35 protein-coding genes are annotated in these 26019 nt (G+C 68.4%); 33 read left to right on the top strand and 2 right to left on the bottom strand.

Translation table 11 applies throughout. The annotated features are described in order from the left end of the window. Nucleotides 1-109: 109 nt before the first annotated feature. Complete coding sequence (rfbC, locus tag AW27_RS13225) at nucleotides 110-709, bottom strand: dTDP-4-dehydrorhamnose 3,5-epimerase (protein WP_037918918.1); 600 nt, start codon at nucleotides 707-709, stop codon at nucleotides 110-112. Beyond that, complete coding sequence (rfbA, locus tag AW27_RS13220) at nucleotides 706-1581, bottom strand: glucose-1-phosphate thymidylyltransferase RfbA (RefSeq protein ID WP_037918920.1); 876 nt, start codon at nucleotides 1579-1581, stop codon at nucleotides 706-708. The genes rfbC and rfbA overlap by 4 nt, the downstream gene beginning before the upstream one ends. An 81-nt stretch (nucleotides 1582-1662) precedes the next feature. On the opposite strand from rfbA, the gene rfbB reads away from it, so the two are divergent. From rfbB to map, 33 genes are all read left to right on the top strand, one after another. Then, nucleotides 1663-2640 (top strand): dTDP-glucose 4,6-dehydratase, encoded by a 978-nt coding sequence (rfbB, locus tag AW27_RS13215; protein ID WP_037918922.1) that lies wholly within the window; start codon nucleotides 1663-1665, stop codon nucleotides 2638-2640. Between the two features lie 47 nt (nucleotides 2641-2687). Further along, the gene (gene rfbD / locus AW27_RS13210) at nucleotides 2688-3560 is read left to right on the top strand and encodes a dTDP-4-dehydrorhamnose reductase (RefSeq protein WP_037919881.1); all 873 of its coding nucleotides are present in this window, start codon (nucleotides 2688-2690) and stop codon (nucleotides 3558-3560) included. Further along, the gene (locus tag AW27_RS13205) at nucleotides 3557-4897 is read left to right on the top strand and encodes a lipopolysaccharide biosynthesis protein (protein WP_078556109.1); all 1341 of its coding nucleotides are present in this window, start codon (nucleotides 3557-3559) and stop codon (nucleotides 4895-4897) included. Before rfbD ends, AW27_RS13205 begins: the two co-directional genes overlap by 4 nt. Before the next feature lie 68 nt (nucleotides 4898-4965). After that, entirely contained in the window at nucleotides 4966-5655 is a 690-nt protein-coding gene (locus AW27_RS13200) for a glycosyltransferase family 2 protein (protein WP_037919885.1), read from the top strand. Further along, nucleotides 5652-6062, top strand: a complete 411-nt coding sequence (locus AW27_RS13195; RefSeq protein WP_052030271.1) for a DUF2304 domain-containing protein — start codon at nucleotides 5652-5654, stop codon at nucleotides 6060-6062. Before AW27_RS13200 ends, AW27_RS13195 begins: the two co-directional genes overlap by 4 nt. A gap of 6 nt (nucleotides 6063-6068) precedes the next feature. Beyond that, on the top strand, nucleotides 6069-6971 hold the full coding sequence (locus AW27_RS13190; protein ID WP_037918924.1) for a glycosyltransferase family 2 protein: 903 nt from the start codon (nucleotides 6069-6071) through the stop codon (nucleotides 6969-6971). Between the two features lie 32 nt (nucleotides 6972-7003). Beyond that, complete coding sequence (locus AW27_RS13185) at nucleotides 7004-8815, top strand: chromate transporter (protein ID WP_037918926.1); 1812 nt, start codon at nucleotides 7004-7006, stop codon at nucleotides 8813-8815. Between the two features lie 138 nt (nucleotides 8816-8953). Continuing rightward, the gene (locus tag AW27_RS13180; RefSeq protein ID WP_157840193.1) at nucleotides 8954-11557 is read left to right on the top strand and encodes an N-acetylmuramoyl-L-alanine amidase; all 2604 of its coding nucleotides are present in this window, start codon (nucleotides 8954-8956) and stop codon (nucleotides 11555-11557) included. A 96-nt stretch (nucleotides 11558-11653) separates the two neighbouring features. Next, complete coding sequence (locus tag AW27_RS13175) at nucleotides 11654-12772, top strand: hypothetical protein (RefSeq protein WP_037918932.1); 1119 nt, start codon at nucleotides 11654-11656, stop codon at nucleotides 12770-12772. 475 nt (nucleotides 12773-13247) lie between these two features. Beyond that, the gene (gene rpsJ, locus AW27_RS13170; RefSeq protein ID WP_003948644.1) at nucleotides 13248-13556 is read left to right on the top strand and encodes a 30S ribosomal protein S10; all 309 of its coding nucleotides are present in this window, start codon (nucleotides 13248-13250) and stop codon (nucleotides 13554-13556) included. A gap of 14 nt (nucleotides 13557-13570) precedes the next feature. Next, on the top strand, nucleotides 13571-14215 hold the full coding sequence (gene rplC, locus AW27_RS13165; protein WP_007265899.1) for a 50S ribosomal protein L3: 645 nt from the start codon (nucleotides 13571-13573) through the stop codon (nucleotides 14213-14215). Nucleotides 14216-14220: 5 nt separating this feature from the next. Further along, nucleotides 14221-14871: a 50S ribosomal protein L4 gene (gene rplD, locus AW27_RS13160; protein WP_037918933.1), complete on the top strand. Its 651-nt coding sequence runs from the start codon at nucleotides 14221-14223 to the stop codon at nucleotides 14869-14871. Beyond that, a complete protein-coding gene (rplW, locus tag AW27_RS13155) occupies nucleotides 14871-15194 on the top strand; it encodes a 50S ribosomal protein L23 (RefSeq protein ID WP_007265901.1) in 324 nt (107 codons plus the stop codon). The genes rplD and rplW overlap by 1 nt, the downstream gene beginning before the upstream one ends. A gap of 39 nt (nucleotides 15195-15233) precedes the next feature. Beyond that, nucleotides 15234-16070 carry a 50S ribosomal protein L2 gene (gene rplB, locus AW27_RS13150; RefSeq protein WP_030026325.1) on the top strand — a complete coding sequence of 279 codons (837 nt, stop codon included), beginning with the start codon at nucleotides 15234-15236 and terminating at the stop codon, nucleotides 16068-16070. Nucleotides 16071-16082: 12 nt separating this feature from the next. Further along, nucleotides 16083-16364, top strand: coding sequence for a 30S ribosomal protein S19 (rpsS, locus tag AW27_RS13145; RefSeq protein WP_007265903.1), 282 nt, complete (start codon nucleotides 16083-16085; stop codon nucleotides 16362-16364). Nucleotides 16365-16407: 43 nt separating this feature from the next. Continuing rightward, a complete protein-coding gene (gene rplV / locus AW27_RS13140) occupies nucleotides 16408-16755 on the top strand; it encodes a 50S ribosomal protein L22 (protein WP_007265904.1) in 348 nt (115 codons plus the stop codon). Continuing rightward, a complete protein-coding gene (gene rpsC / locus AW27_RS13135; RefSeq protein WP_007265905.1) occupies nucleotides 16755-17594 on the top strand; it encodes a 30S ribosomal protein S3 in 840 nt (279 codons plus the stop codon). Before rplV ends, rpsC begins: the two co-directional genes overlap by 1 nt. 5 nt (nucleotides 17595-17599) lie before the next feature. Continuing rightward, on the top strand, nucleotides 17600-18019 hold the full coding sequence (gene rplP, locus AW27_RS13130) for a 50S ribosomal protein L16 (RefSeq protein ID WP_030653642.1): 420 nt from the start codon (nucleotides 17600-17602) through the stop codon (nucleotides 18017-18019). After that, nucleotides 18019-18243 carry a 50S ribosomal protein L29 gene (gene rpmC / locus AW27_RS13125; RefSeq protein WP_007265907.1) on the top strand — a complete coding sequence of 75 codons (225 nt, stop codon included), beginning with the start codon at nucleotides 18019-18021 and terminating at the stop codon, nucleotides 18241-18243. Before rplP ends, rpmC begins: the two co-directional genes overlap by 1 nt. Next, complete coding sequence (rpsQ, locus tag AW27_RS13120) at nucleotides 18243-18524, top strand: 30S ribosomal protein S17 (RefSeq protein WP_030008467.1); 282 nt, start codon at nucleotides 18243-18245, stop codon at nucleotides 18522-18524. The genes rpmC and rpsQ overlap by 1 nt, the downstream gene beginning before the upstream one ends. A gap of 104 nt (nucleotides 18525-18628) precedes the next feature. Further along, nucleotides 18629-18997, top strand: a complete 369-nt coding sequence (rplN, locus tag AW27_RS13115) for a 50S ribosomal protein L14 (RefSeq protein WP_003956455.1) — start codon at nucleotides 18629-18631, stop codon at nucleotides 18995-18997. 2 nt (nucleotides 18998-18999) lie between these two features. Next, nucleotides 19000-19311, top strand: coding sequence for a 50S ribosomal protein L24 (gene rplX / locus AW27_RS13110; RefSeq protein ID WP_030026329.1), 312 nt, complete (start codon nucleotides 19000-19002; stop codon nucleotides 19309-19311). After that, entirely contained in the window at nucleotides 19311-19862 is a 552-nt protein-coding gene (gene rplE / locus AW27_RS13105; protein WP_030026331.1) for a 50S ribosomal protein L5, read from the top strand. The genes rplX and rplE overlap by 1 nt, the downstream gene beginning before the upstream one ends. Nucleotides 19863-19867: 5 nt before the next feature. Then, nucleotides 19868-20053 carry a type Z 30S ribosomal protein S14 gene (locus AW27_RS13100; RefSeq protein ID WP_003956452.1) on the top strand — a complete coding sequence of 62 codons (186 nt, stop codon included), beginning with the start codon at nucleotides 19868-19870 and terminating at the stop codon, nucleotides 20051-20053. 220 nt (nucleotides 20054-20273) lie between these two features. Then, nucleotides 20274-20672 (top strand): 30S ribosomal protein S8, encoded by a 399-nt coding sequence (rpsH, locus tag AW27_RS13095; protein WP_007265911.1) that lies wholly within the window; start codon nucleotides 20274-20276, stop codon nucleotides 20670-20672. 20 nt (nucleotides 20673-20692) lie between these two features. Beyond that, nucleotides 20693-21232 carry a 50S ribosomal protein L6 gene (gene rplF, locus AW27_RS13090; RefSeq protein WP_030653648.1) on the top strand — a complete coding sequence of 180 codons (540 nt, stop codon included), beginning with the start codon at nucleotides 20693-20695 and terminating at the stop codon, nucleotides 21230-21232. Between the two features lie 2 nt (nucleotides 21233-21234). Beyond that, on the top strand, nucleotides 21235-21618 hold the full coding sequence (gene rplR / locus AW27_RS13085; protein WP_030026334.1) for a 50S ribosomal protein L18: 384 nt from the start codon (nucleotides 21235-21237) through the stop codon (nucleotides 21616-21618). A gap of 45 nt (nucleotides 21619-21663) precedes the next feature. Beyond that, nucleotides 21664-22266, top strand: coding sequence for a 30S ribosomal protein S5 (gene rpsE, locus AW27_RS13080; RefSeq protein ID WP_007265914.1), 603 nt, complete (start codon nucleotides 21664-21666; stop codon nucleotides 22264-22266). Beyond that, entirely contained in the window at nucleotides 22266-22448 is a 183-nt protein-coding gene (gene rpmD, locus AW27_RS13075; RefSeq protein WP_005313525.1) for a 50S ribosomal protein L30, read from the top strand. Before rpsE ends, rpmD begins: the two co-directional genes overlap by 1 nt. Nucleotides 22449-22450: 2 nt before the next feature. Beyond that, on the top strand, nucleotides 22451-22906 hold the full coding sequence (rplO, locus tag AW27_RS13070) for a 50S ribosomal protein L15 (RefSeq protein ID WP_037918937.1): 456 nt from the start codon (nucleotides 22451-22453) through the stop codon (nucleotides 22904-22906). A gap of 187 nt (nucleotides 22907-23093) precedes the next feature. Then, on the top strand, nucleotides 23094-24407 hold the full coding sequence (secY, locus tag AW27_RS13065; RefSeq protein WP_037918939.1) for a preprotein translocase subunit SecY: 1314 nt from the start codon (nucleotides 23094-23096) through the stop codon (nucleotides 24405-24407). Further along, a complete protein-coding gene (locus tag AW27_RS13060) occupies nucleotides 24407-25054 on the top strand; it encodes an adenylate kinase (protein ID WP_037918941.1) in 648 nt (215 codons plus the stop codon). Before secY ends, AW27_RS13060 begins: the two co-directional genes overlap by 1 nt. A 92-nt stretch (nucleotides 25055-25146) precedes the next feature. Further along, a complete protein-coding gene (map, locus tag AW27_RS13055) occupies nucleotides 25147-25998 on the top strand; it encodes a type I methionyl aminopeptidase (protein WP_037918943.1) in 852 nt (283 codons plus the stop codon). Nucleotides 25999-26019 lie beyond the last annotated feature (21 nt).

The raw sequence follows: 26019 nt of genomic DNA, 5'->3' as shown, positions 1-26019 counted from the left end.
GGCCCTTCGGCGTTGCGGCCGGCGGTCGCGGCCGGACCGGCCCGGACACACCAGAAGGGCCGCACCCCGTCCTGCGGGGTGCGGCCCTTCCGCGTACGCGGGCGGCGCGTCAGTTCACGCGCAGCGACTCGGTGAACTCGACACAGGCGGCGTGGTCGGGCAGCAGTCCGGTCGAGATGGCTTCGGCCAGCGACGGGGCGGCCTCGTCGCGCGCGGACAGCTGCGGGAACTCGGCGGGCCACTCGATGCCCAGGTCCGGGTCGAGCGGGTGCACCGAGTGCTCGCCGGTGGGGTTGTACGTCTCCGAGCAGAGGTACGACAGGGTCGCGTCGTCGGTCAGGGCGCAGAAGCCGTGGCCGAGCCCCTCGGGGATGTAGACGGCCCGGCGGTCGGCGTCGTCGAGGCGGACGCCCTCCCAGCGGCCGAAGGTGGGGGAGCCCACCCGCAGGTCCACGATGACGTCGAGCACGGCGCCGCGCACGCAGGTCACGTACTTGGCCTGGCCGCGCGGCACGTCGGCGAAGTGGATGCCGCGAACCACGCCCGCGGCGGAGACGGAGAGGTTCGCCTGCGCCAGGTTCAGCGGGTGGCCGACGACCTCCGCCAGGCGGTCGAAGCGGTACCACTCGGTGAACAGGCCGCGCGGGTCGCCGTGCAGCTGCGGGGTCACCTCGAAGGCGCCCGCGATGGAGAGTTCGCGGAACTTCACTTGCCCTCCTCCTCGTCCAGCAGGGCCAGGAGGTAGGTGCCGTAGCCGCTCTTGGTCAACGGCTCGGCGAGCGAACGCAGTTGGTCGGAGTCGATCAGGCCGGCCCGCCAGGCCGCCTCTTCGATGCAGCCGATCTTGAAGCCCTGGCGTTCCTCGATCACGCGGACGAACTCGGAGGCCTGGACCATCGAGACGAAGGTGCCGGTGTCGAGCCAGGCGGTGCCGCGGTCCAGGATGGTGACGTTCAGTTCGCCGGCCTGGAGGTAGGCGTCGTTGACGGCGGTGATCTCCAGCTCGCCGCGGGCGCTGGGCTTGAGCCCCCTGGCTATCTCCACGACCTGGTTGTCGTAGAAGTACAGACCCGGCACCGCGTAGCGGGACTTGGGCTTGACCGGCTTCTCCTCGATGGAGATGGCCTGGCCCTTCTCGTCGAACTCCACGACGCCGTAGGCGGTCGGGTCCGCCACCGGGTACGCGAACACCCGGCCGCCCTTGGCGTCGGTGTGCTGGGCGAGGCGGGTGCCGAGGCCGCTGCCGTGGAAGATGTTGTCGCCGAGGATCAATGCGACGGACTCGTCGCCGATGAAGTCGGCGCCGAGGACGAACGCCTGGGCGATGCCCTCGGGGCGCTCCTGGACGGCGTACTCCAACCGCAGTCCGAACTGCGAACCGTCGCCGAGCAGCCGCTCGAACTGGTCGCGGTCTTCAGGGGTGGTGATGATCAGGATCTCGCTGATTCCCGCCATGACCAGGGTGGAGAGCGGGTAGTAGATCATCGGCTTGTCGAAGACGGGCAGCAGCTGCTTCGAGACGGCCCGAGTCAGCGGCCAGAGTCGCGATCCGGTGCCACCGGCCAAAAGAATTCCACGCATGGGTGAACCCTATGCGAGAGGGCCGCGGCGGTCCGACCGTCCGGCGTGTGACGTTCGGCAGGCGGCTAGACTCTTCGTATTATGCGCATCCTCGTGACCGGCGGCGCCGGCTTCATCGGTTCAGAATTCGTCCGCCAGCAGCTCGGTGCAGACGCCACGGCGCAGGTCACCGTCTTCGACAAGCTGACCTACTCGGGCGTCGAGGCGAACCTCGCTCCGGTCGCGGGCCACAGCGGATACCGCTTCGTCCAGGGCGACATCTGCGACGCCGAGGCCGTCGACCAGGTGATGGCCGGCCACGACGTGGTCGTGCACTTCGCCGCCGAGTCCCACGTGGACCGGTCGATCGCCGGTGCGGGCCCCTTCGTCATGACGAACGTCGTCGGCACCCAGGTGCTGCTGGACGCCGCCCGCAAGCACGGGGTCGGCCGCTTCGTCCACATCTCCACCGACGAGGTCTACGGATCGATCAGCGAGGGCTCCTGGACGGAGGAGTGGCCGCTGGTGCCGAACTCCCCCTACTCCGCCTCCAAGGCATCCTCCGACCTGTTGGCGCTGGCGTACGCGCGCACCCACGGCATGGACGTGGTGGTCACCCGCTGCTCCAACAACTACGGGCACTACCAGTTCCCGGAGAAGGTCATCCCGCTGTTCGTCTCGAACCTGATGGACGGCAAGAAGGTCCCGCTGTACGGCAACGGCGGAAACGTCCGCGACTGGCTGCACGTCTCCGACCACTGCCGGGGCATCGACCTGGCCATGCGCAAGGGCCGGGCCGGCGAGGTCTACAACATCGGTGGCGGCACCGAGCTCACCAACAAGGAGCTCACCGGCGTCCTGCTGGAGGCCGCGGGCCTGGGCTGGGACATGGTCGAGCACGTCGAGGACCGCAAGGGCCACGACCTGCGCTACTCCATCGACATCAGCAAGATCGGCGCCGAGCTGGGTTACGCCCCCCAGGTCACCTTCGAGGACGGCATCAAGGCCACCATCGCGTGGTACCGCGAGAACCGCGCCTGGTGGGAGCCGCTGAAGGCGAAGGCGGCCCTGCAGAAGTGAGCGCCAACTCGTCGTCCGGGCACTGGCTCGTCACCGGCGCCGGCGGGATGCTCGGCCGGGACGTCCTGACCGTCCTGAAGCGCGCCGGGATCGAGGCCGTGGGCCGCAACCGCGCCGATCTCGACATCACCGACCCGGCCGCGGTCCGGGCCGCGGTCGAGGGCGCTGCCGTGGTCGTGAACTGCGCTGCCTGGACGGACGTCGACGGTGCCGAGAGCGCCGAGGAGGCCGCGACCGCCGTCAACGGCACCGCCGTGCGCGTCCTCGCCGAGGCGTGCGCCGCCGCCGGCGTGCGGCTGATCCACGTCTCCACCGACTACGTGCTGCCCGGCGACGCCTCGGAGCCGTACCGCGAGGACGCCGTGACCGGCCCGGTCAACGCCTACGGACGCTCCAAGCTGGTCGGCGAGCAGGCCGTCACCGAACTGCTGCCGCAGGACGGCTACGTCGTACGGACCGCCTGGCTGTACGGCGAGCACGGGTCGAACTTCGTTGCCACCATGCTGAAGCTGGCCGCCCAGCGCGACTCGCTCGACGTGGTCGACGATCAGCACGGCCAACCCACCTGGTCCTACGCGCTCGCCGGCCGGCTGGTCGACCTCGGACTGGCCGCCCTCCGGGGCCGGGCCGCCGGCGGGATCTACCACGGCACCGCGAGCGGCCGGACCACCTGGAGGGGACTGGCCCGCGAGGCCTACCGCCTGAGCGGTCTGGATCCCGAGCGGATCCGGCCGACGACCTCCGAGGCGTTCGTCCGCCCCGCCGCCCGCCCCGCCTTCAGCGTGCTCGCACACGACGCGTGGCAGCAGAAGGCCGGACTGGAGCCGCTTGCCGACTGGCGCGAACAGCTGGCCCTGGCGCTGGCCACCCCCGGCTTCGCCGCACTCGCCGAGGCGGCCCGGGACGGCCGCGCGGGATGAAGACCCTGCTGAACAAGCTGAGTGCGGCCCTGCCGCCGGGCACCGTCGCGGTGGCCGGCGGCACCGTCGTGCTCGGCGGCGCCTCGTACGCCCACCTGGGCGTGGCCGGTCACAGCCTGTCCGATGCGGGCTATGCCAACGTCTCGGTGCTGTGGACGATCGTGATGTCCCTCGGCATCGGCATCTTCTTCCCCCTGGAGCAGGAGCTCACCCGGATCGTCTCCGCCCGGGTGGTCCTCGGCCAGGGCGCCGCCCCGGTGCTCCGCCGTGCCGGACTGCTCACCGCCGGAATCCTCGGCGCGACCCTGCTGGTTCTCGGCCTCGGCGCCGGCCCCCTGGCCGACCTGCTGTTCCACGGGGACCGCGCCCTGGTCGCCGCGCTCGGCGCCGCCTTCACCGGCATGGCCGTCTGCTACCTCACCCGCGGCGTGCTGGCGGGCCTCGGCCGCTTCGGCGCCTACGGCACCCAGCTCGCCGTCGACGGCGGGCTGCGGATCGTGCTCGCCTTCGGGTGCGCCCTCCTCGGACTGCACTCGGCACTGGCCTTCAGTCTCATCCTGGCCGTCGCGCCGGTGGTGGCGACGCTGGTGACGCTGCCCCCGCTGCTGCGCGCGGTCGGTCCGGGCGAGCAGATCGCCTGGCGGGAACTGTGCGGCGGCCTCGGCCTGCTGGTCTGCGCGACGCTGCTGTCCCAACTGGTCGTGAACGCGGCCGTGATGAGCACCAAGCTGCTGGCGCCGTCCGACAGCGCGCTGATCGCGGCGCTGATGAGCGCGACGGTCCTCGCACGTGTTCCGCTCTTCGTCTTCGGCTCGCTCCAGGCCTCGCTGCTCAGCGGCCTGACCGCGGCCTTCACCGCCGGCGACCGCGTGGCCTTCTGGGCGATGCTGCGCCGGATCGCGATGGTGGTCGGGGCGCTCGGCCTGCTCGGCGGCCTGCCCGCCACCGCCCTCGGCCCCTGGCTCATCGAGGTGCTCTTCGGCATCCAGGACCCGGTACTGGGAAGCTTCGACTTCTTCCTGCTGTCCGCGGGCACCGCGGCGTACATGTTCGCGATGGTGCTGGGACAGGCGCTCATGGTATTCAAGCGCCACAACCTCCAGTTGCTCTGCTGGGCCCTCGGTACCGCGGTCCTGGTGGGCATCACACTGATCCCCGGCGAGGTGGCCGTGCGCGTGATCGTCGCCTACGCCCTGGGCTCGACCGCCACCGTGCTCGCTATGCTGGCAGCCCTCAGGCTGAGCTTCCCCGGAGCCGCGGCCGCAGCCGGTGAAGCCCCCCGGCAGTCGGCCGACACCGACACCGGCGCCGCGGGTGTGGGCGCGGTCGGGAGATGACCATGCCGGCCCACGACGTCACACCGATCACCGAGCACTCGTACGTGCCACATTCCGCTGGAGCTACCGTGTCCCAATACGACGATGTCTGGCTGGTCATACCGGCCTATAACGAGGGCCAGGTGATCGCCGATGTGGTCGAAGGGGCCCGCAAGACGTTCCCCAACATCGTCGTCGTCGACGACGGCAGCACGGACGACTCGGCCGAGCACATAGCGACCACCGGTGCCCACCTGGTCCGCCACCCGGTGAACCTGGGTCAGGGCGCGGCTCTCCAGACCGGTCTGAAGTACGCGCTCGCCCAGCCCGGTTCCCGCTACTTCGCGACCTTCGACGCCGACGGTCAGCACCAGACCAAGGACGTCGAGACGATGGTCGGCGTGCTGCGGCGGGACGAGGCCGACGTGGTGCTCGGCTCGCGCTTCATCGAGCAGAACGGCCAGGTGCCGTGGATCAAGCAGGTCGTCCTGCGCACGGCCGCCGCGGTCAGTCCCACCGCCCGCAAGCTCAAGCTCACCGACGCGCACAACGGTCTGCGCGTCCTGAGCCGGAAGGCCGCCGAGCAGCTGAACATCACCATGAACGGCATGGCGCACGCCTCGGAGCTGGTCGGTTTCCTGGCGGGTTCCGACCTGCGGGTCACCGAGGTCCCGGTGGACATCCTCTACACCGAATACTCGCGCTCCAAGGGCCAGTCCCTCATCAACGGCGTGAACATCATCTTTGACATTTCGCTGCGGGAGCGTGGGCGTCGATGAAGTACTTCTGGATCCAGCTCGTCCTGATCGTCGGCTCCGTGTCGATGGCCCTGGTGTTCATCCGGACGTGGAGCCAGGCGAAGAACCGGGCCTGGAAGCGCATCGCCTTCTCCCTGTTCGTCATCGTCAACGTGTACGCCGTGCTCCGCCCGACGGACGTCACCTGGCTCGCCCAGAAGCTCGGCGTCGGCCGCGGCACCGACCTCGTGCTCTACGTGATGGTCCTGGCGATGGGCTTCCTCACGCTCAACACCTTCCTGCGGTTCCGCTCGCTGGAGAAGAAGATCACCGACCTCGCCCGGACGGTGGCCATCAACGAGGGCATGCGCCACAACGACGAGCGCCTGGCCCCCGAGCCCGGTGCCGCCGGCGACACCACGGCCGACGCCGACTCCGTGAAGGCCTGAACGCCCATGGTGACCTTCGACTTCATGCTCCCCTACTACGGGGACGTGCAACTGATGCAGGACGCCGTCCGCAGCGTCCTGGCGCAGACGGACCGGGACTTCCGCCTCGTCGTGATCGACGACGGCAAGGAACCCGACGTACCGGGCTGGTTCGCCGCGCTCGGCGACGACCGCGTGCACTACACGCGCAACGAGCAGAACCTCGGCATCACCAAGAACTTCCAGAAGTGCGTACGGCTGTCCGAGGCCGACCACGTGGTCATCATGGGCTGCGACGACGTGCTGCACCCGCACTACCTGGAGACCGTCCGCGCGATCATCGAGGAGCGGCCGGGCATCGGCATGGTCCAGCCCGGCGTCGAGGTCATCGACGGCACCGGCCGGGTGGTCCAGGGCGGCCTCGCCGACACCACCAAGAAGCGGCTGTACGCACCCCAGGTGAAGGGCCGCCGCCTGATGGCCGGCGAGGAGCTGGCCGCCAGCGTGCTGCGCGGCAACTGGCTCTACTTCCCCTCGATCGCCTGGCGCGGCGAGGTGCTGCGCAAGGTGAACTTCCGGGACGACTACTCGGTCATCCAGGACCTCGCGCTCGTGGTCGACCTGCTCGAAGCCGGGGAGCAGATGGTCATCGACAACTCCACGACCGTCTTCCAGTACCGCCGGCACGCCGTCAGCGAGTCGTCGGTCCAGGCCTTCTCCGGCACCCGCTTCGCCGAGGCCGAGCGCTACTTCACCGCGGTGGCCGCCCGTATGGACGCCCGCGGCTGGCCGAAGGCGGCCCGCGCGGCGCGCTTCCACAGCGCCTCCCGGCTGCACGCGCTGACCATGCTCCCCGGAGCCCTGCGCAGCGGCAACAAGGAGGGTGCCCGCACGCTGGCGAAGCACGCCTTCACCTCGGGCCAGAACTGATTCAGACTCCGCCCACCACGAAACGGAACGAGATGACACACCTGGCCCCCGAGACGGTCGGCGAAGCCGGCGCCGCGGACCGGCGTCCTGGCGCACCGGCGCAGGGCGACAGCCGCCCCCCGGCGTCGCGGGGCCGGGAGTGGCTGTCGCGGCGGTGGGTGCGGATCCTGGCCGAGGTCGTCGTCAGCGTGGTCGCGGCCCTCGGGTACACGCTGCTCAGCCGGCACATCAGCGTCAACCCGATGAACCGGCTCGGGCAGGTCAGCGGTCTGGCCAAGCTCCAGCTGTACGCGGCCGTCCTCGGACTCCCGCTGCTCGGCGTGCTGCTGTACACGGCCTACCGGGGCCCGGTCCTGCGCCACGAGTTCGTCAAGCGACTCGTCTGCGGCGCCGTGGCCGGGCTGGCCACCGGCGTCGTGGCCGGCGGTGTCGTCGTGGCGCTGCGCGGCACCCCGTACCCGCTCGGCGGGCAGGAGGGCGACCCGAGCGTCCTGGTGGAGATGGCCAACTCGTTCCTGTCGGGCGAGGGCGTGTCGGGCATCTACCCGCCCGCGTTCCCGGCGCTCATCGCCCTGTGGGCCAAGGTCCGCTACGACGGCCTCGGCACCGCCGGCTTCGCCCTGCACGACCTGCAGATCATCTGCAGCGCCCTGGTCGGCCCGATGGCGTACCTGTCCTGGCGCCTGCTGCTCCGCCCCTTCTGGGCGCTGCTGATCGCCGTCCCGGCGGCCGTGCTCTTCCTCGACCCGATCCGCCCGTACAGCCACGTCGTCATGATCGTGCTGCTGCCGCTCCTCGGGTACTGCTTCCGCGAGCTGCGCCGGTCGGCCGGCCGCACCCCGAAGTCCCTGGTCCTGCGGGGCACGGCCCTCGGCGCGGTCTTCGGCGCGCTCTTCCTCTGGTACTCGGGCTGGTACGTCTGGGCCGCGCCCGGCGCCGCCGTCCTCTTCCTCTTCCTCTTCCCGTGGCGGGCCGGTGCCCCCGCGGTGAAGCGGGCGGCGCTGTTCGTCGGGTCGGTACTGATCACGGCCGGGGTCATCGGCGCCCCGCTGCTCTACCAGATGGCACGGCTGGGCGCGCAGACCCCGGACCGGTACGCCTACCTCGGCGTGTACGCCGACCCCGGCTACGTCCTGGGCTGGATCTCCGACCGGACCGGCCACATCACCTACGACCAGTGGCCCGTCTCCGGGGAGATGGCGGGCCAGACCGGGTTCGCGCTGCTGCTGATCCTCGGTGTGGGCCTCGGGATCGGCCTCGGCCTGCGCAGTGTCATGGTCCGTACCGCCGCGGCGGTCCTCGCCGGTGCCTGGCTCGCCCGCTTCTGGTTCGCCTCGCACATGGCCCACGACAAGGCGGTCCAGCTCTTCCCGCGGACCACCTGGATCATCATGTACTCGCTGATGATCCTGGCCGTCCTCGGCGTGATGACGGCGGTCCAGCGCGGCTCGGGCTGGACCGAGCGGACCCTGCGGCCGGCCGCCGCCTCCCCGTCGGCCCGGGTCATCCCGCGGCGGACGATCCGTCAGCTCTCGGCCGGCATGGTGTGTGCGGTCGCGCTGTTCGCCACCATGGGCGCCTCCTGGTCGGCCAACCGCTACATGCCGACGCACGAGGACACCGACCTCATGGGCCTCGACGCCTGGCGCGCGCACACCATCAAGCTGCCGAACGGCACGTGCCCGCGCTTCGCGCCGGACAAGAACAACTGCGAGGACCTCCAGGTCAAGCTGTGGAAGCAGCACGAGGACCGCGGCGAGATCTGGTGCGCCAACATCGTGGCGAAGGACTGGCCCGCGATCTGCGGCCGCAAGGCGCCGTTCAAGGACAAGTCGGTGGAATAGCACCCCCGTACGAACCGGCTGCGACGTGCGTCACGTGCGCAACCCCCCTCCCGCCCCGATGGGCCGTGACCCCGGACAGTAGGATCCGGTCGGTCAGTAGTGTCATGTGGCGGGATTGGCATAGGGGTTGGGGACAACTTGAAGATAGGTCGTGCACGCGGGACGGCTCTGGCCGCCGCGCTGGGCGTCGTGGCGGTCCTGGGCATCCAGGGCTTCGCCAACGGCACGGGCAATTCCGGCGAGGGCGACGTATCGCCCTACAGCGCCCGCGCCCGTGAGAAGGGCCCGGTCGAGGGGGAACTGCACAAGATCGCTCTCAAGCCCAAGGGAAGGGGCGAGGCCGTCCTCGCCCAGCAGGACACCGAGCCGTTCGGGCTCCTCGGCGTCTCCTGGAACGACCCCGAGGCCGAGGTGAAGGGCAAGATCGAGGCCCGCACCCGTGACGCCGACAGCGGCAAGTGGTCGAAGTGGGTCGTGCTGGAGCAGGCCGAGGCCGAACTCGACGGCAAGCGCCCGGGACTGCGCGGCGCCACCGAGCCCGTCTGGGTCGGCCCGTCCGACGGCGCCGAGGTGCGGGTGACCGGGGGCGGCGCCCTGCCCGCGGGCATGGAGCTGAACCTGGTCGACCCGGGTGCCGGCGCCGCGAAGGCCAAGAAGAACAACAACCTGGGTCTCGGCCCGGCCGCCTTCGCCCTCCCCGCCGCGGACCCCGCGCCGACGACGCCGGGACCGGAGTCGACCGCCCCGCGCCCGGACGTGGTCTCCCGCGTCCAGTGGGGCGCCGACGAGTCCCTGAACGACGAGGGCCCGATCTACCTGCCCGGCGGGAAGATCAAGGCCGTCTTCGTCCACCACACCGCGGCCACCACGCCCTACGAATGCACCGAGTCCGCGGCCATCGTCCGCAGCCTGCACGTCTACCACGTACAGGGCAACGGCTGGCGCGACCTCGGCTACAACTTCCTCGTCGACAAGTGCGGGACGATCTTCGAGGGCCGGCAGGGCGGTGTGGACCAGCCCGTCCAGGGCGCCCACACCTACGGCTGGAACTCCGAGTCGACGAGCGTCTCCGTCCTCGGTGACTACACCAGCGCCGGGGCCTCCGCCGCCGCGCTGGGCGCCATCTCCAAGGTCGCCGCCTACAAGCTGGGCCAGTACGACGGCGACATGAACGGCACCGCGGTGCTGACCGCGGGCGCCACGCAGGCGAACTACTTCGGCAAGAGCTACACCGCCGGACAGCAGTACGAGTTCAAGTCGCTCTCCGGCCACCGGGACGGCTTCAACACCCAGTGCCCGGGCAACTCGCTCTACCCGCAGCTCGAAGCGCTCCGCCAGACGGGCCCCGCGGCCCAGCTGAAGATCGCCTCGGTGAACGGCGCGACGGCCTCGCCGGGCGCCACCCTCCCGAGCGGCGCCGCCCTGACGGTCGACTGGACCACCAGCACGGCCACCGGCCGACTGGCCAAGTTCGAGCTGCTCGTGGACGGCGAGGCCACCGCGGTGACCGACGCCGCGGCCCGCAAGGCGACCACCGTCGTCACCGACGGCAAGCACGAGGTCCGGGTCAGGGCGACCGCCGCGAACGGCAAGGTCTCCACGAGCCTCGCGGTCACCGTCGAGGCGGACGTCAAGGGCGCCAAGTTCGTCCCCCTGAGCCCGAAGCGCCTGATGGACACCCGCGAGGGCCTCGGTGTCCGCAAGGGCCCGGTCGGCAGCGGCGAAGTGGTCACCCTGCCGGTGGCCGCCGCCACCGGCGGCACGCCCACCGCGGTGGTGCTGAACGTGACGGCGACGAACCCGACGCAGCCGAGCTTCGTGTCGGTGTACCCGAGCGGCACGGCCCGCTCCAGCGCCTCGAACCTGAACTTCACCCCGGGCCAGACGATCCCCAACCTGGTGGTCGTGCCGGTCGTGGACGGCAAGGTGAACTTCTACAACAACCAGGGCACCGTCGACCTGATCGCCGACATCACCGGTTACTTCACCTCGACCGCCGACGGCGCCACGCAGACCAACTTCGGTCCGAAGCGCCTGATGGACACCCGTACCGGCACCGGCGTCCCGGCCGCTCCGGTCGGCAGCGGCGGCGTGGTCACCCTGCCCGTGGCGGGCGTCGACGGCATCCCGGCCAGCGGTGTGAAGGCCGTCGTGCTGAACGTGACGGCGACGAACCCGACGCAGCCGAGCTTCGTGTCGGTGTTCCCGAGCGGCACGGCCCGCTCCAGCGCCTCGAACCTGAACTTCACCCCGGGCCAGACGATCCCCAACCTGGTGGTCGTGCCGGTCGTGGACGGCAAGGTGAGCTTCTACAACAACCAGGGCACCGTCGACCTGATCGCCGACATCACCGGCTACTTCTCGGACAGCCCCACCGGCGCCACGCACGCGAACTTCGGCCCGAAGCGCCTGATGGACACCCGCACCGGCACCGGCGTCCGCAAGGGCCCGGTCACCGGCGGCAGCGTGGTCACGCTGCCCGTGGCGGGCGTCGGCGGCGTTCCGGCCAGCGGTGTGAAGGCCGTCGTGCTGAACGTGACCGCGACCAACCCGACCGAGGCCAGCTTCGTGTCGGTGTTCCCGAGCGGCACGACCCGCACGAGCGCCTCGAACCTGAACTTCACCCCCGGCCTGACCATCCCCAACCTGGTGGTCGTGCCCGTGGTGGACGGCAAGGTCAGCTTCTACAACAACTCCGGTTCCGTGGACCTCATCGCGGACATCACGGGGTACTTCAGCTAGCACGCGCACGCGCACGCCTCGGCGCAGGTGAGGGGCTCCGCACCGGAAGGTGCGGAGCCCCTCACGCGTGTCGGGCGGGCAGGGGGAGGACCAGGCATGGGCCACGACGACAACAGACCGGGCGTCTCCGACGAGGAGTGGGCCCGTTTCATGGAGCAGGCCGCCCAGGGGGCGGGGGACGCACCGCGGGAGCCCTCGGCGCGGGCGCGCATGGTGACCGAGCGGCTGCGCTCGACCCAGGGGCAGGAGCCGCCCGGCTGGCGCACCGGCCCCACGCCCCGGGAGCGCCGCCGCCCGGGCAGGCTGGGGGCCGCCTTCGCCGTCGCCGCCATCGCGGGGCTCGCGCTGATCGCCGTGCGGCCCGAGCTGGTGATCGACCGGATCACCGGCAAGGAGCAGGCCCGCGAGGACGCGGCGAAGGCGGGCCCGCTCGCCCCGGAGACCGCCCGCCCGAGCGCTCCGCCGCCCTCGACGAACCCGGACCGCCCGACCCTGCAGGACCCCTTCCGCGGCTCCCCGGCCCTGCAGTGGGCGGACGGCGCCGCCGGCATCGAGATCCCGGAGGCCACCGCCGTCGGCGGGGTGCCCGGGGAGAGGATCGCGGAGGCCTTCGTCCACGCCAAGGCGTTCCTGGTAGCGGCCAACCTCGACCCGGCGGTGTTGAAGGGGGCGCGCCCCGAGGCGGCCCTGGCACTGCTGGACCCCAAGGCCGCCGAGACGTCGGAGCACCTGGAGAAGTCCCTGGCGGAGCCGGGCAGGGACCAGGACCCGGTGAACCTGTTCACCCGCTACGACCCGGCGGAGGCGAGGCTCGCGGGCGACGTGGTCAAGGTACGCGGCCGGATGTGGGTGGAGGCCGGCAAGGAGGCGGGCCAGGCCGACGTCCGGCTGGACTACTCGTTCGTCTACCCGTTGGTGGAGGCCGCGGCGGGCGCGGACCGGGTCGAGCGGACCATCGTCCGCCGGGAGATCACCTTCACGGTCGCCGACCCGCGCAGGTGGCGGACCACCCCCGGTCGGCTCACCCTCGCCGACTCCCGCGTCGACCTCGCCAACAGTGCCTGCGAGGTGTACGACGGCTACCTGCACCCGGCCTTCGACGCGACCCCGGAGACCGGGGCCACGCCCTCCGGGCCGCCGCAAGACCCGTACGACCGCAGCAAGGGCATCGACGCGGGGCGTCCGGGGGGCTGTGGGACGGCCTCGCGGACCTGACACGGCCGGCACAGAGGCCCCGCCGCGCGAAGGGCGCGGCGCAGTTTGACCACTCAGCGTGGCGGGGTATTCTCTTCGGCCCGATTGGCCAGGTACGTGTCTCGTATGGCAGACTACTCAAGTTGCTCGGCTGAGTGCCGATGCTGCGCGCCTCCCGCCGGGAGGACCGGAAGCGAGTCCCACAGTACTCGTCGTCCTTAATCTGCCCCTCGGGGCAGCAATGGGGGCGGACGTACGGGAATCTTCTGGGAAGTGTCAGCACGGTGCCCACCAGGCACTCGGTGGGTGTTTCTCCCCCGAAGCGCGGTCATGGGACCGCACCCCCTTGGACGAGGGAATTTCCGTATGGGAATTTTCTGTGGAGGGAGTGCGACACGCCCGACCGCGTGGGTCGGAGGAGAGGCGGCGGGATCCCGTCCCGCAGCCGACCGGGAGCCAGAGCGTTTCCACATAGAGACAGGACTACGGAGTAGCCATGGCGGGACAGAAGATCCGCATCCGGCTCAAGGCCTACGACCACGAGGTCATCGACTCCTCGGCGAAGAAGATCGTCGAGACGGTGACCCGCACTGGTGCGTCGGTCGCGGGCCCGGTGCCGCTGCCCACTGAGAAGAACGTGTACTGCGTCATCAAGTCGCCGCACAAGTACAAGGACTCGCGCGAGCACTTCGAGATGCGCACGCACAAGCGCCTGATCGACATCCTCGACCCGACGCCCAAGACCGTTGACTCGCTGATGCGCCTGGACCTTCCGGCCGGCGTTGACATCGAGATCAAGCTCTGAGAGGCGCGGAGAAGATGGCTAAGCAGATCAAGGGCGTCCTGGGCGAGAAGCTCGGCATGACCCAGGTCTGGGACGAGAACAACCGTGTCGTCCCGGTGACCGTTGTCAAGGCCGGACCCTGCGTCGTCACCCAGGTCCGTACGAACGACATCGACGGCTACGAGTCGGTCCAGATCGCCTTCGGCGAGATCGACCCGCGCAAGGTGAACAAGCCCCTCAAGGGCCACTTCGCCAAGGCCGACGTGACCCCCCGCCGCCACCTGGTGGAGCTCCGCACCTCCGACGCCAGCGAGTACACGCTCGGCCAGGAGATCACTGCTGAGGTGTTCGAGTCCGGCGTCAAGGTTGACGTCACGGGCAACAGCAAGGGCAAGGGCTTCGCCGGTGTCATGAAGCGGCACAACTTCCGGGGCCTCGGCGCCGGTCACGGTGTGCAGCGCAAGCACCGCTCCCCCGGTTCGATCGGTGGCTGCGCCACCCCTGGGCGTGTCTTCAAGGGCATGCGCATGGCCGGTCGCATGGGTAACGAGCGCGTCACCACCCAGAACCTGACCATCCACGCGGTAGACGCGGAGAAGGGCCTGCTCCTCATCAAGGGTGCAGTCCCCGGTCCGAACGGCGGCCTCGTCCTGGTCCGTACCGCGGCCAAGGGGGCTTGAGGTTAATGAGCACCATTGACATCCTTTCGCCGGCAGGCGACAAGGCCGGTACCGTCGAGCTCCCCGCGGAGATCTTCGACGCGAAGACCAGCGTTCCGCTGATCCACCAGGTCGTCGTCGCGCAGCTGGCCGCTGCCCGTCAGGGCACGCACAAGACCAAGACCCGCGGTGAAGTCCGTGGTGGTGGCAAGAAGCCTTACCGCCAGAAGGGCACCGGCCGCGCCCGTCAGGGTTCGACCCGCGCTCCGCAGTTCGCCGGCGGTGGCGTCGTCCACGGCCCCGTGCCGCGTGACTACTCGCAGCGGACCCCGAAGAAGATGAAGGCTGCCGCCCTCCGCGGTGCCCTCTCGGACCGCGCGCGTCACTCCCGCATCCACGTCGTCACCGGCGTGGTCGAGGGTGCCGCCTCCACCAAGGCCGCCAAGACGCTGTTCGGCAAGATCTCGGAGCGCAAGAACCTGCTCCTGGTCGCCGAGCGTTCTGACGAGCTGGCGTGGCTGTCCGCCCGCAACCTGCCCCAGGTTCACATCCTGGAGCCGGGCCAGCTGAACACGTACGACGTGATCGTCTCTGACGACGTGGTCTTCACCCAGGCCGCGCTCGAGTCCTTCGTGTCTGGCCCCAAGGCCGATGAGACCGAAGGGAGCGACGCCTGATGTCTGAGGCGACCGTTACCAGCAAGACCTTCACCGACCCGCGCGACCTGCTGATCAAGCCGGTCGTCTCGGAGAAGAGCTACGCGCTGCTGGACGAGAACAAGTACACGTTCATCGTCGCGCCCGGCGCCAACAAGACCCAGATCAAGCAGGCCGTCGAGGCGGTCTTCTCGGTCAAGGTCACCGGGGTCAACACGATCAACCGTCAGGGTAAGCGCAAGCGCACCAAGACCGGTTTCGGCAAGCGCGCCAACACCAAGCGCGCCATCGTGACCCTTGCCGAGGGCAACCGTATCGACATCTTCGGCGGCCAGGCCTCCTAACGGAGGTCTAGTCGTCCGGAATCGGACGAGGACTGAGAAATGGGTATCCGCAAGTACAAGCCGACGACCCCGGGCCGTCGTGGCTCCAGCGTCGCCGACTTTGTCGAGATCACGCGGTCCACGCCGGAGAAGTCGCTGGTCCGCCCCCTGCACAGCAAGGGCGGCCGTAACAACACCGGTCGTGTGACCGTTCGCCACCAGGGTGGTGGCCACAAGCGCGCCTACCGCGTGATCGACTTCCGTCGTCACGACAAGGACGGCGTGCCGGCCAAGGTCGCGCACATCGAGTACGACCCCAACCGCACCGCGCGCATCGCGCTGCTGCACTACGCCGACGGCGAGAAGCGCTACATCATCGCGCCGCGCGGTCTGCAGCAGGGTGACCGGATCGAGAACGGCCCCACGGCCGACATCAAGCCGGGCAACAACCTCGCGCTCCGCAACATCCCGGTCGGTACCACGATCCACGCGATCGAGCTCCGTCCCGGTGGCGGCGCCAAGTTCGCGCGTTCCGCCGGTGCCTCCGTGCAGCTGCTGGCGAAGGAGGGCGTGATGGCCCACCTTCGTATGCCGTCCGGTGAGATCCGTCTCGTCGACGCGCGCTGCCGCGCCACGGTCGGCGAGGTCGGCAACGCCGAGCAGTCGAACATCAACTGGGGCAAGGCCGGCCGTATGCGCTGGAAGGGCGTTCGCCCGTCCGTCCGCGGTGTCGCGATGAACCCGGTTGACCACCCGCACGGTGGTGGTGAGGGCAAGACCAGTGGTGGTCGCCACCCGGTCTCCCCGTGGGGTCAGAAGGAGGGTCGTACTCGTTCGCCGAAGAAGGCTTCGAACAAGTACATCGTCCGCCGCCGCAAGACGAACAAGAAGCGCTAGGAGCGGGTTTAGATGCCGCGCAGTCTCAAGAAGGGGCCCTTCGTCGACGACCACCTCGTAAAGAAGGTGGACGCCCAGAACGAAGCCGGCACCAAGAACGTCATCAAGACCTGGTCCCGTCGCTCGATGATCATCCCCAGCATGCTGGGTCACACCATCGCGGTGCACAACGGCAAGACCCACGTCCCGGTGTTCGTCACCGAGTCGATGGTCGGCCACAAGCTCGGCGAGTTCTCGCCGACTCGCACCTTCCGCGGCCACGTCAAGGACGACCGGAAGTCGAAGCGCCGCTAAAGGCGGGGTGGTTACGACTATGACTTACACCGAAGGGACAACCATGGAAGCCAGGGCCCAGGCGCGGTACATCCGCGTCACGCCCATGAAGGCCCGCCGCGTGGTGGACCTTATCCGTGGCATGGACGCCACGGAGGCTCAGGCGGTCCTGCGTTTCGCCCCGCAGGCCGCGAGCGTGCCGGTCGGCAAGGTGCTGGACAGCGCCATCGCCAACGCCGCGCACAACTACAACCACCCGGACGCCTCCACGCTGGTCATCAGCGAGGCGTACGTGGACGAGGGCCCGACCCTGAAGCGGTTCCGTCCGCGTGCCCAGGGCCGTGCCTACCGGATCCGCAAGCGGACCAGCCACATCACCGTGGTCGTCAGCAGCAAGGAAGGTTCCCGGTAATGGGCCAGAAGGTAAACCCGCACGGGTTCCGACTCGGCATCACCACGGACTTCAAGTCCCGCTGGTACGCCGACAAGCTGTACAAGGACTACGTCAAGGAAGACGTCGCCATCCGTCGGATGATGACGTCCGGCATGGAGCGCGCCGGCATCTCGAAGGTTGAGATCGAGCGCACCCGTGACCGCGTGCGTGTGGACATCCACACCGCCCGTCCTGGCATCGTCATCGGCCGCCGTGGCGCCGAGGCCGACCGCATCCGCGGCGACCTCGAGAAGCTCACGGGCAAGCAGGTCCAGCTGAACATCCTCGAGGTCAAGAACCCCGAGCTCGACGCTCAGCTGGTTGCCCAGGCCGTTGCCGAGCAGCTCTCCTCCCGCGTCTCCTTCCGTCGTGCCATGCGCAAGAGCATGCAGGGCACGATGAAGGCCGGCGCCAAGGGCATCAAGATCCAGTGTGGCGGCCGTCTCGGCGGCGCCGAGATGTCCCGCTCCGAGTTCTACCGCGAGGGTCGTGTGCCGCTGCACACGCTGCGCGCGAACGTGGACTACGGCTTCTTCGAGGCCAAGACCACCTTCGGCCGTATCGGTGTGAAGGTCTGGATCTACAAGGGCGACGTCAAGAACATCGCCGAGGTTCGCGCCGAGAACGCTGCGGCCCGTGCGGGTAACCGCCCGGCCCGTGGTGCCGGCGCTGGCGACCGTCCCGCCGGCCGTGGTGGCCGTGGTGGCGAGCGCGGCGGCCGTGGTGGCCGCAAGCCGCAGCAGGCTGCTGGTGCCGAGGCCCCCAAGGCCGACGCTCCCGCCGCCGCTCCGGCCGAGAGCACCGGAACGGAGGCCTGACCGACATGCTGATCCCTCGTAGGGTCAAGCACCGCAAGCAGCACCACCCGAAGCGCCGCGGTATGGCCAAGGGCGGTACTGAGGTCTCGTTCGGCGAGTACGGCATCCAGGCGCTCACCCCCGCCTACGTGACGAACCGCCAGATCGAGGCGGCTCGTATCGCGATGACCCGCCACATCAAGCGTGGCGGCAAGGTCTGGATCAACATCTACCCGGACCGCCCGCTGACGAAGAAGCCTGCCGAGACCCGCATGGGTTCCGGTAAGGGTTCCCCGGAGTGGTGGATCGCGAACGTGCACCCGGGCCGGGTCATGTTCGAGCTGTCCTACCCGAACGAAAAGATTGCGCGTGAGGCCCTCACTCGTGCGGCCCACAAGCTGCCGATGAAGTGCCGGATCGTCAAGCGCGAGGCAGGTGAGTCGTGATGGCGACGGGAACCAAGGCGTCCGAGCTCCGCGAGCTCGGCAACGAGGAGCTCGTTGCCAAGCTGCGCGAGGCCAAGGAGGAGCTGTTCAAGCTCCGTTTCCAGGCGGCCACCGGCCAGCTGGAGAACAACGGCCGGCTCAAGTCCGTCCGTAAGGACATCGCTCGCATCTACACCCTGATGCACGAGCGTGAGCTCGGTATCGAGACGGTGGAGAACGCCTGATGAGCGAGAACAACGTGACTGAGAAGACCGAGCGCGGCTTCCGCAAGACCCGTGAGGGCCTGGTCGTCAGCGACAAGATGGACAAGACCGTCGTCGTCGCCGTCGAGGACCGCGTGAAGCACGCCCTGTACGGCAAGGTCATCCGCCGTACGAACAAGCTCAAGGCGCACGACGAGCAGAACGCTGCCGGCGTCGGCGACCGCGTCCTCATCATGGAGACGCGTCCGCTGTCGGCGAGCAAGCGCTGGCGCATCGTCGAGATCCTCGAGAAGGCCAAGTAAGCACCTGAGGGGTTTCCCTTAGGTTCGTTCCGCCAGGCTCGGCGGGGGCTCCGCTCGCGTAGCGAGGCCCCCGCCGGGAACCGGCAGACAAACAGGAGATAGACGTGATCCAGCAGGAGTCGCGACTGCGTGTCGCCGACAACACTGGTGCCAAGGAGATCCTTTGCATCCGTGTTCTCGGTGGCTCCGGTCGCCGCTACGCGGGCATCGGTGACGTCATCGTCGCCACCGTCAAGGACGCGATCCCCGGTGGCAACGTGAAGAAGGGTGACGTCGTCAAGGCGGTCATCGTTCGCACCGTCAAGGAGCGCCGCCGCCAGGACGGCTCGTACATCCGCTTCGACGAGAACGCCGCCGTCATTCTGAAGAACGACGGCGACCCTCGCGGCACCCGTATCTTCGGCCCCGTCGGCCGTGAGCTGCGCGAGAAGAAGTTCATGAAGATCATCTCGCTCGCGCCGGAGGTGCTGTAAGCATGAAGATCAAGAAGGGCGACCTGGTACAGGTCATCACCGGTAAGGACAAGGGCAAGCAGGGCAAGGTCATCGTCGCCTTCCCCGCCGAGAACCGCGTCCTGGTCGAGGGTGTCAACCGGGTCAAGAAGCACACCAAGGCTGGCCAGAACCAGGCCGGTGGCATCGTGATCACCGAGGCCCCGGTCCACGTGTCCAACGTCCAGCTGGTCGTGGAGAAGGACGGCAAGAAGGTCGTCACCCGCGTCGGTTACCGCTTCGACGACGAGGGCAACAAGATCCGCGTTGCCAAGCGCACGGGTGAGGACATCTGATGGCTACCACTCCGCGTCTGAAGACGAAGTACCGCGAGGAGATCGCGGGCAAGCTGCGTGAGGAGTTCTCGTACGAGAACGTCATGCAGATCCCCGGCCTCGTCAAGATCGTCGTGAACATGGGTGTCGGCGACGCCGCTCGTGACTCGAAGCTGATCGACGGTGCCATCCGCGACCTGACGACGATCACCGGTCAGAAGCCGGCCGTCACGAAGGCCCGCAAGTCCATCGCGCAGTTCAAGCTGCGCGAGGGTCAGCCGATCGGCTGCCACGTCACCCTCCGTGGTGACCGTATGTGGGAGTTCCTGGACCGTACGCTGTCGCTCGCGCTGCCGCGTATCCGTGACTTCCGTGGTCTGTCGCCGAAGCAGTTCGACGGCCGTGGCAACTACACCTTCGGTCTCACGGAGCAGGTCATGTTCCACGAGATCGACCAGGACAAGATCGACCGTACCCGGGGTATGGACATCACCGTGGTCACCACGGCGACCAACGACGCTGAGGGCCGCGCGCTCCTTCGTCACCTCGGCTTCCCCTTCAAGGAGGCGTAAGCGAGATGGCGAAGAAGGCTCTCATCGCGAAGGCTGCCCGTAAGCCCAAGTTCGGTGTGCGTGCGTACACCCGCTGCCAGCGCTGCGGTCGCCCCCACTCCGTGTACCGCAAGTTCGGCCTCTGCCGCGTGTGCCTCCGTGAGATGGCTCACCGTGGCGAGCTGCCGGGCGTGACCAAGAGCTCCTGGTAATCCCCGCGCCCTTTGGGTGTTGAGGTATTCCAGACGCTCTCGGTAAGCATCAGGTCGGCGGACCGCCCTGCCCGCATGCCGTAGGCTTGTGGGGTTGGGCGTCCGCCGCCCTACCGACTTACTACGCCGTAGGTCCCCGTGCCGCACCCGTCCCGCCACCGAGTGGGGAGAGGGATGGCGCATACAGGAAACCCCGGCGAGAGAGGCCGAAGGCCACTTCATGACCATGACTGACCCCATCGCAGACATGCTCACGCGTCTGCGTAACGCTAACTCGGCGTACCACGACACCGTCGTGATGCCGCACAGCAAGATCAAGTCGCACATCGCGGAGATCCTCAAGCAGGAGGGTTTCATCACCGGCTGGAAGGTCGAGGACGCCGAGGTCGGCAAGAACCTCGTCCTCGAGCTGAAGTTCGGGCCGAACCGTGAGCGCTCCATCGCGGGCATCAAGCGGATCTCGAAGCCCGGTCTGCGCGTGTACGCGAAGTCCACCAACCTGCCGAAGGTCCTCGGCGGCCTGGGCGTGGCGATCATCTCCACGTCCCACGGTCTCCTGACCGGCCAGCAGGCAGGCAAGAAGGGCGTAGGTGGGGAAGTCCTCGCCTACGTCTGGTAGTCGGGAACGGAGGAAAAGCAATGTCGCGAATCGGCAAGCTCCCCATCCAGGTTCCCGCCGGTGTGGACGTCACCATCGATGGCCAGACGGTCAACGTGAAGGGCCCCAAGGGTTCTCTCGCGCACACCGTTAAGGCGCCCATCGCAGTTGTCAAGGACGAGGACGGCGTTCTGAACGTCACCCGTCCGAACGACGAGCGTCAGAACAAGGCCCTGCACGGCCTGTCCCGCACGCTGGTGGCGAACATGATCACCGGTGTGACCACGGGATACGTCAAGGCTCTCGAGATCAGCGGTGTCGGTTACCGCGTGGCCGCGAAGGGCTCCAACCTGGAGTTCCAGCTCGGCTACAGCCACCCGATCCTGGTGGAGGCGCCCGAGGGCATCTCCTTCAAGGTCGAGTCGCCGACCAAGTTCTCGGTCGAGGGCATCGACAAGCAGAAGGTCGGCGAGGTCGCCGCCAACATCCGCAAGCTGCGGAAGCCCGACCCGTACAAGGCCAAGGGTGTCAAGTACGCCGGCGAGGTCATCCGCCGCAAGGTCGGAAAGGCTGGTAAGTAGCCATGGCATACGGTGTGAAGATCGCCAAGGGCGACGCGTACAAGCGCGCTGCCAAGGCTCGCCGCCACATCCGCATCCGCAAGAACGTCTCGGGTACGGCGGAGCGTCCGCGCCTCGTCGTGACGCGTTCCAACCGCAACATCGTTGCTCAGGTCATCGACGACCTCCAGGGCCACACCCTGGCGTCGGCGTCGACCCTGGACGCTTCGATCCGCGGTGGCGAAGGCGACAAGAGCGCTCAGGCCCAGGCTGTCGGCGCGCTCGTCGCCGAGCGCGCCAAGGCCGCGGGCGTCGAGACCGTCGTCTTTGACCGCGGTGGCAACCGATACGCCGGGCGCATTGCCGCTCTGGCTGACGCCGCCCGCGAAGCCGGGCTGAAGTTCTAAGCCCCGGTTCCGGGACTCACGGACGTAACAGAGAGAGGTAATCCAATGGCTGGACCCCAGCGCCGCGGAAGCGGTGCCGGTGGCGGCGAGCGGCGGGACCGGAAGGGTCGCGACGGTGGCGCTGCCGCCGAGAAGACCGCTTACGTTGAGCGCGTTGTCGCGATCAACCGTGTCGCCAAGGTTGTCAAGGGTGGTCGTCGCTTCAGCTTCACCGCGCTCGTCGTGGTGGGTGACGGTGACGGCACCGTAGGTGTCGGTTACGGCAAGGCCAAGGAAGTTCCCGCGGCCATCGCCAAGGGCGTCGAGGAAGCCAAGAAGAACTTCTTCAAGGTTCCCCGCATCCAGGGCACCATCCCGCACCCGATCCAGGGCGAGAAGGCGGCCGGCGTTGTCCTGCTGAAGCCTGCTTCCCCCGGTACCGGTGTTATCGCCGGTGGCCCGGTGCGCGCCGTTCTGGAGTGCGCCGGCGTTCACGACATCCTGTCGAAGTCCCTCGGCTCCGACAACGCGATCAACATCGTGCACGCGACCGTGGAGGCCCTCAAGGGCCTGCAGCGTCCCGAGGAGATCGCGGCTCGCCGTGGTCTGCCCCTCGAGGACGTCGCTCCCGCGGCTCTGCTCCGTGCGCGCGCTGGGGCGGGTGTCTGATGGCCCGCCTCAAGATCACGCAGACGAAGTCGTACATCGGCAGCAAGCAGAACCACCGCGACACGCTGCGTTCGCTCGGGCTCAAGCGCCTGAACGACGTCGTCGTCAAGGAGGACCGCCCCGAGTTCCGCGGAATGGTGCACACCGTCCGCCACCTCGTGACGGTTGAGGAGGTTGACTAATCATGGCTGAGAACAGCCCGCTGAAGGCTCACAACCTCCGTCCCGCCCCCGGCGCCAAGACCGCGAAGACCCGTGTGGGTCGTGGTGAGGCGTCGAAGGGTAAGACGGCTGGTCGTGGTACCAAGGGTACGAAGGCCCGCTACCAGGTTCCGCAGCGCTTCGAGGGTGGGCAGATGCCCCTCCACATGCGCCTGCCGAAGCTCAAGGGCTTCAAGAACCCGTTCCGCACCGAGTTCCAGGTCGTCAACCTGGACAAGCTCGGCGCTCTCTACCCCGAGGGTGGAGAAGTCACGGTGGCCGACCTGGTCGCCAAGGGCGCGGTTCGCAAGAACAGCCTCGTCAAGGTCCTGGGCCAGGGCGAGCTCTCCGTGGCGCTGCAGGTTTCGGTTGACGCCGTTTCCGCTTCCGCCAAGGAGAAGATTGCCGCTGCCGGCGGCTCTGTCACCGAGCTCGTCTAAGACGGATTCAGTGGCTGAATAGCTCAAAACCCGACCGGGGATGCCTCACATAAGGGGCATCCCCGGTTGGTCGTTCCACGGGGGGCACACTCGCCGGTAAGGTGGCGTGCACCATTGCTTTGTCGTATACGTCGATCCCTCAGACCGTCACCTCTGACGCAGTAGCGCGGGGGTCGCAGGAGGCACCGTGCTCACCGCGTTCGCCCGGGCGTTCAAGACGCCCGACCTGCGCAAGAAGCTGCTCTTCACGCTCGGCATCATCGTGCTGTTCCGGCTCGGGTCCCACATCCCGGTCCCCGGCGTGAGCTACAAGAACGTACAGATCTGCGTGGAACAGGCCGGAAGCAGCAATGGTCTGTTCGGCCTCGTCAACATGTTCAGCGGTGGCGCGCTGCTGCAGATCACGATCTTTGCTCTCGGCATCATGCCGTACATCACGGCGAGCATCATTCTGCAGCTGCTGACCGTGGTCATCCCGAAGCTGGAGACCCTCAAGAAAGAGGGCCAGTCCGGCACGGCGAAGATCACTCAGTACACGCGCTATCTGACGGTCGCGCTGGCGGTCCTCCAGGGCACCGGCCTCGTCGCCACCGCCCGGACCGGGGCCCTGTTCCAGGGTTGCCAGGTCGCCAGCCAGATCGTTCCCGACCGGTCGATCTTCACGACCGTCGTGATGGTGGTCACCATGACCGCCGGTACCTGCGTCGTCATGTGGCTCGGTGAGCTCATCACCGACCGCGGCATCGGCAACGGCATGTCGATCCTCATGTTCATCTCGATCGCCGCGGGCTTCATCGGCGCCCTGTGGCAGATCAAGCTCCAGGGCAAGATCGCCGACGGCTGGGTCGAGTTCGGCGTCGTCATGCTCGTCGGCCTCGCGATGGTCGGCCTGGTGGTCTTCGTCGAGCAGGCGCAGCGCCGGATCCCGGTCCAGTACGCGAAGCGCATGATCGGCCGCCGCGCGTACGGCGGCACCTCCACCTACATCCCGCTCAAGGTGAACCAGGCGGGCATCATCCCCGTCATCTTCGCCTCGTCGCTGCTCTACATCCCGGCGCTGGTCGTGCAGTTCAGCGGGTCCACCGCGGGCTGGGCCACCTGGATCCAGAAGCACTTCGTCAAGGGCGACCACCCGTACTACATCGCGGTGTACTTCCTCCTGATCGTCTTCTTCGCGTTCTTCTACGTGGCGATCTCGTTCAACCCCGAGGAAGTTGCAGACAACATGAAGAAGTATGGTGGGTTCATCCCGGGTATCCGCGCCGGTCGACCCACCGCCGAGTACCTGAGCTACGTGCTCAACCGGATCACCTGGCCGGGGTCGCTGTACCTGGGTCTCATCGCTCTTGTGCCGACGATGGCGTTGGCCGGCTTCGGAGCGAACCAGAACTTCCCGTTCGGCGGGACGAGCATCCTCATCATCGTGGGTGTGGGTCTGGAAACCGTGAAGCAGATCGAGAGCCAGCTCCAGCAGCGTAACTACGAAGGGTTCCTCCGCTGATGCGAATCGTCCTCGTCGGACCGCCCGGTGCGGGCAAGGGAACGCAGGCCGCGTTCCTTGCCAAGAACCTGTCGATCCCGCACATCTCCACGGGCGACCTGTTCCGGGCCAACATCAGCCAGGGCACCGAGCTGGGCCTGCGCGCCAAGGCGTTCATGGACGCCGGCGACCTCGTCCCGGACGAGATCACCATCGGTATGGCCAAGGACCGGATGGAGCAGCCCGACGCCGCCGGCGGCTTCCTGCTCGACGGCTTCCCGCGCAACGTCTCCCAGGCCGAGGCGCTCGACGTGATGCTCCAGGACTCGGGCATGAAGCTCGACGCCGTCCTCGACCTGGAGGTCGAGGAGGACGAGGTCGTCAAGCGCATCGCCGGCCGCCGCGTCTGCCGCAACGAGTCCGCGCACGTCTTCCACGTCGTGTACGCCGCCCCGAAGACCGAGGGCGTCTGCGACCACTGCGGTGGCGAGCTCTACCAGCGCGGTGACGACTCCGAGGCCACGGTGCGCAACCGGCTGGAGGTCTACCACACGCAGACCGAGCCGATCATCGACTACTACAAGGCCCAGGGCCTGCTGGTGACCATCCCGGCCCTCGGCGAGGTCGCGGACGTCACGAAGCGCGCCATGGACGCCCTGCAGAAGTAGTCCTCCGCAGTACAGGTACGGCCGCGGTGTCCCCAGGGCATCGCGGCCGTACTGTTGAGAAGACCCGTTTCGAAGCTGGAAGGCACGCCCCTATGGTGCAGATCAAGACCCCCGAGCAGATCGCGAAGATGCGCGAGGCGGGGCTGGTCGTCGCCGCGATCCATGCTGCGACCCGCGAGGCGGCCGTGCCGGGCGCCACGACGCGGGACCTGGACATGGTGGCCCGCAAGGTCATCGCGGACGCCGGGGCGAAGTCGAACTTCCTCGGCTACGGCGGTTTCCCCGCGACGATCTGCACCTCGGTGAACGAGGTCGTGGTCCACGGCATCCCCGACGACAAGACCGTCCTGAAGGACGGCGACATCATCTCGATCGACGCCGGTGCGATCGTGGACGGCTGGCACGGGGACGCGGCGTACACGGCCTTCGTGGGCACCGGTCACGCTCCTGAGCTGGTGGAGCTCTCCCGGGTGACCGAGGAGTCCATGTGGGCCGGCATCGCCGCGATGAAGCTGGGCAACCGCCTGGTGGACATCTCGAAGGCGATCGAGATGTACATCAAGCGCCAGCCCCGTCCCGCCACCGGTGAGCACAGCCGCGGCACGTTCGGGATCATCGAGGACTACGGCGGCCACGGCATCGGGTCCGAGATGCACATGGACCCCCACCTGCTGAACTACGTCTCGCGCAAGCGGGGCAAGGGGATCAAGCTGGTCCCGGGCGTCTGCCTGGCGATCGAGCCCATGGTCTCGCTGGGCACGGCCCGGACGGAGGTCCTTTCGGACGACTGGACGGTCATCACCACGGACGGCACCTGGTCCTCGCACTGGGAGCACTCCGTCGCGCTGACGGAGGCCGGCCCGATCGTCCTGACCAGCCCGGACTGCGGCAAGGCGAAGCTGGCGGAGTACGGGGTCAGCACGGCCCCGGACCCCCTCGGTTAATGATCTAGACTCTGGGGCAAA

It is taken from the genome of Streptomyces sp. PCS3-D2, assembly GCF_000612545.2.
Taxonomy (GTDB): Bacteria; Actinomycetota; Actinomycetes; order Streptomycetales; family Streptomycetaceae; genus Streptomyces.
Note: the sequence above shows the minus strand (reverse complement) of the source record. Positions and strands in the feature narration are given on the sequence as shown.

Excerpts from the sequence above, each read along its gene's own strand:
- AW27_RS13190 (WP_037918924.1), top strand. The coding sequence starts at position 6,069 with ATGGTGACCTTCGACTTCATGCTCCCCTACTACGGGGACGTGCAACTG.
- rplD (WP_037918933.1), top strand. The coding sequence starts at position 14,221 with ATGAGCACCATTGACATCCTTTCGCCGGCAGGCGACAAGGCCGGTACC.
- rplC (WP_007265899.1), top strand. The coding sequence starts at position 13,571 with ATGGCTAAGCAGATCAAGGGCGTCCTGGGCGAGAAGCTCGGCATGACC.
- rfbB (WP_037918922.1), top strand. The coding sequence starts at position 1,663 with ATGCGCATCCTCGTGACCGGCGGCGCCGGCTTCATCGGTTCAGAATTC.
- rplR (WP_030026334.1), top strand. The coding sequence starts at position 21,235 with ATGGCATACGGTGTGAAGATCGCCAAGGGCGACGCGTACAAGCGCGCT.
- rplF (WP_030653648.1), top strand. The coding sequence starts at position 20,693 with ATGTCGCGAATCGGCAAGCTCCCCATCCAGGTTCCCGCCGGTGTGGAC.
- AW27_RS13060 (WP_037918941.1), top strand. The coding sequence starts at position 24,407 with ATGCGAATCGTCCTCGTCGGACCGCCCGGTGCGGGCAAGGGAACGCAG.
- rpsC (WP_007265905.1), top strand. The coding sequence starts at position 16,755 with ATGGGCCAGAAGGTAAACCCGCACGGGTTCCGACTCGGCATCACCACG.
- rpmC (WP_007265907.1), top strand. The coding sequence starts at position 18,019 with ATGGCGACGGGAACCAAGGCGTCCGAGCTCCGCGAGCTCGGCAACGAG.
- rpsE (WP_007265914.1), top strand. The coding sequence starts at position 21,664 with ATGGCTGGACCCCAGCGCCGCGGAAGCGGTGCCGGTGGCGGCGAGCGG.
- AW27_RS13185 (WP_037918926.1), top strand. The coding sequence starts at position 7,004 with ATGACACACCTGGCCCCCGAGACGGTCGGCGAAGCCGGCGCCGCGGAC.
- rplX (WP_030026329.1), top strand. The coding sequence starts at position 19,000 with ATGAAGATCAAGAAGGGCGACCTGGTACAGGTCATCACCGGTAAGGAC.
- rplO (WP_037918937.1), top strand. The coding sequence starts at position 22,451 with ATGGCTGAGAACAGCCCGCTGAAGGCTCACAACCTCCGTCCCGCCCCC.
- rplB (WP_030026325.1), top strand. The coding sequence starts at position 15,234 with ATGGGTATCCGCAAGTACAAGCCGACGACCCCGGGCCGTCGTGGCTCC.
- rpsH (WP_007265911.1), top strand. The coding sequence starts at position 20,274 with ATGACCATGACTGACCCCATCGCAGACATGCTCACGCGTCTGCGTAAC.
- rpmD (WP_005313525.1), top strand. The coding sequence starts at position 22,266 with ATGGCCCGCCTCAAGATCACGCAGACGAAGTCGTACATCGGCAGCAAG.
- rpsJ (WP_003948644.1), top strand. The coding sequence starts at position 13,248 with ATGGCGGGACAGAAGATCCGCATCCGGCTCAAGGCCTACGACCACGAG.
- AW27_RS13100 (WP_003956452.1), top strand. The coding sequence starts at position 19,868 with ATGGCGAAGAAGGCTCTCATCGCGAAGGCTGCCCGTAAGCCCAAGTTC.
- AW27_RS13195 (WP_052030271.1), top strand. The coding sequence starts at position 5,652 with ATGAAGTACTTCTGGATCCAGCTCGTCCTGATCGTCGGCTCCGTGTCG.
- rfbD (WP_037919881.1), top strand. The coding sequence starts at position 2,688 with ATGCTCGGCCGGGACGTCCTGACCGTCCTGAAGCGCGCCGGGATCGAG.
- AW27_RS13175 (WP_037918932.1), top strand. The coding sequence starts at position 11,654 with ATGGGCCACGACGACAACAGACCGGGCGTCTCCGACGAGGAGTGGGCC.
- map (WP_037918943.1), top strand. The coding sequence starts at position 25,147 with ATGGTGCAGATCAAGACCCCCGAGCAGATCGCGAAGATGCGCGAGGCG.
- rpsS (WP_007265903.1), top strand. The coding sequence starts at position 16,083 with ATGCCGCGCAGTCTCAAGAAGGGGCCCTTCGTCGACGACCACCTCGTA.
- AW27_RS13205 (WP_078556109.1), top strand. The coding sequence starts at position 3,557 with ATGAAGACCCTGCTGAACAAGCTGAGTGCGGCCCTGCCGCCGGGCACC.
- rplP (WP_030653642.1), top strand. The coding sequence starts at position 17,600 with ATGCTGATCCCTCGTAGGGTCAAGCACCGCAAGCAGCACCACCCGAAG.
- rpsQ (WP_030008467.1), top strand. The coding sequence starts at position 18,243 with ATGAGCGAGAACAACGTGACTGAGAAGACCGAGCGCGGCTTCCGCAAG.
- rplW (WP_007265901.1), top strand. The coding sequence starts at position 14,871 with ATGTCTGAGGCGACCGTTACCAGCAAGACCTTCACCGACCCGCGCGAC.
- rplV (WP_007265904.1), top strand. The coding sequence starts at position 16,408 with ATGGAAGCCAGGGCCCAGGCGCGGTACATCCGCGTCACGCCCATGAAG.
- rplE (WP_030026331.1), top strand. The coding sequence starts at position 19,311 with ATGGCTACCACTCCGCGTCTGAAGACGAAGTACCGCGAGGAGATCGCG.
- rfbA (WP_037918920.1), bottom strand. The coding sequence starts at position 1,581 with ATGCGTGGAATTCTTTTGGCCGGTGGCACCGGATCGCGACTCTGGCCG.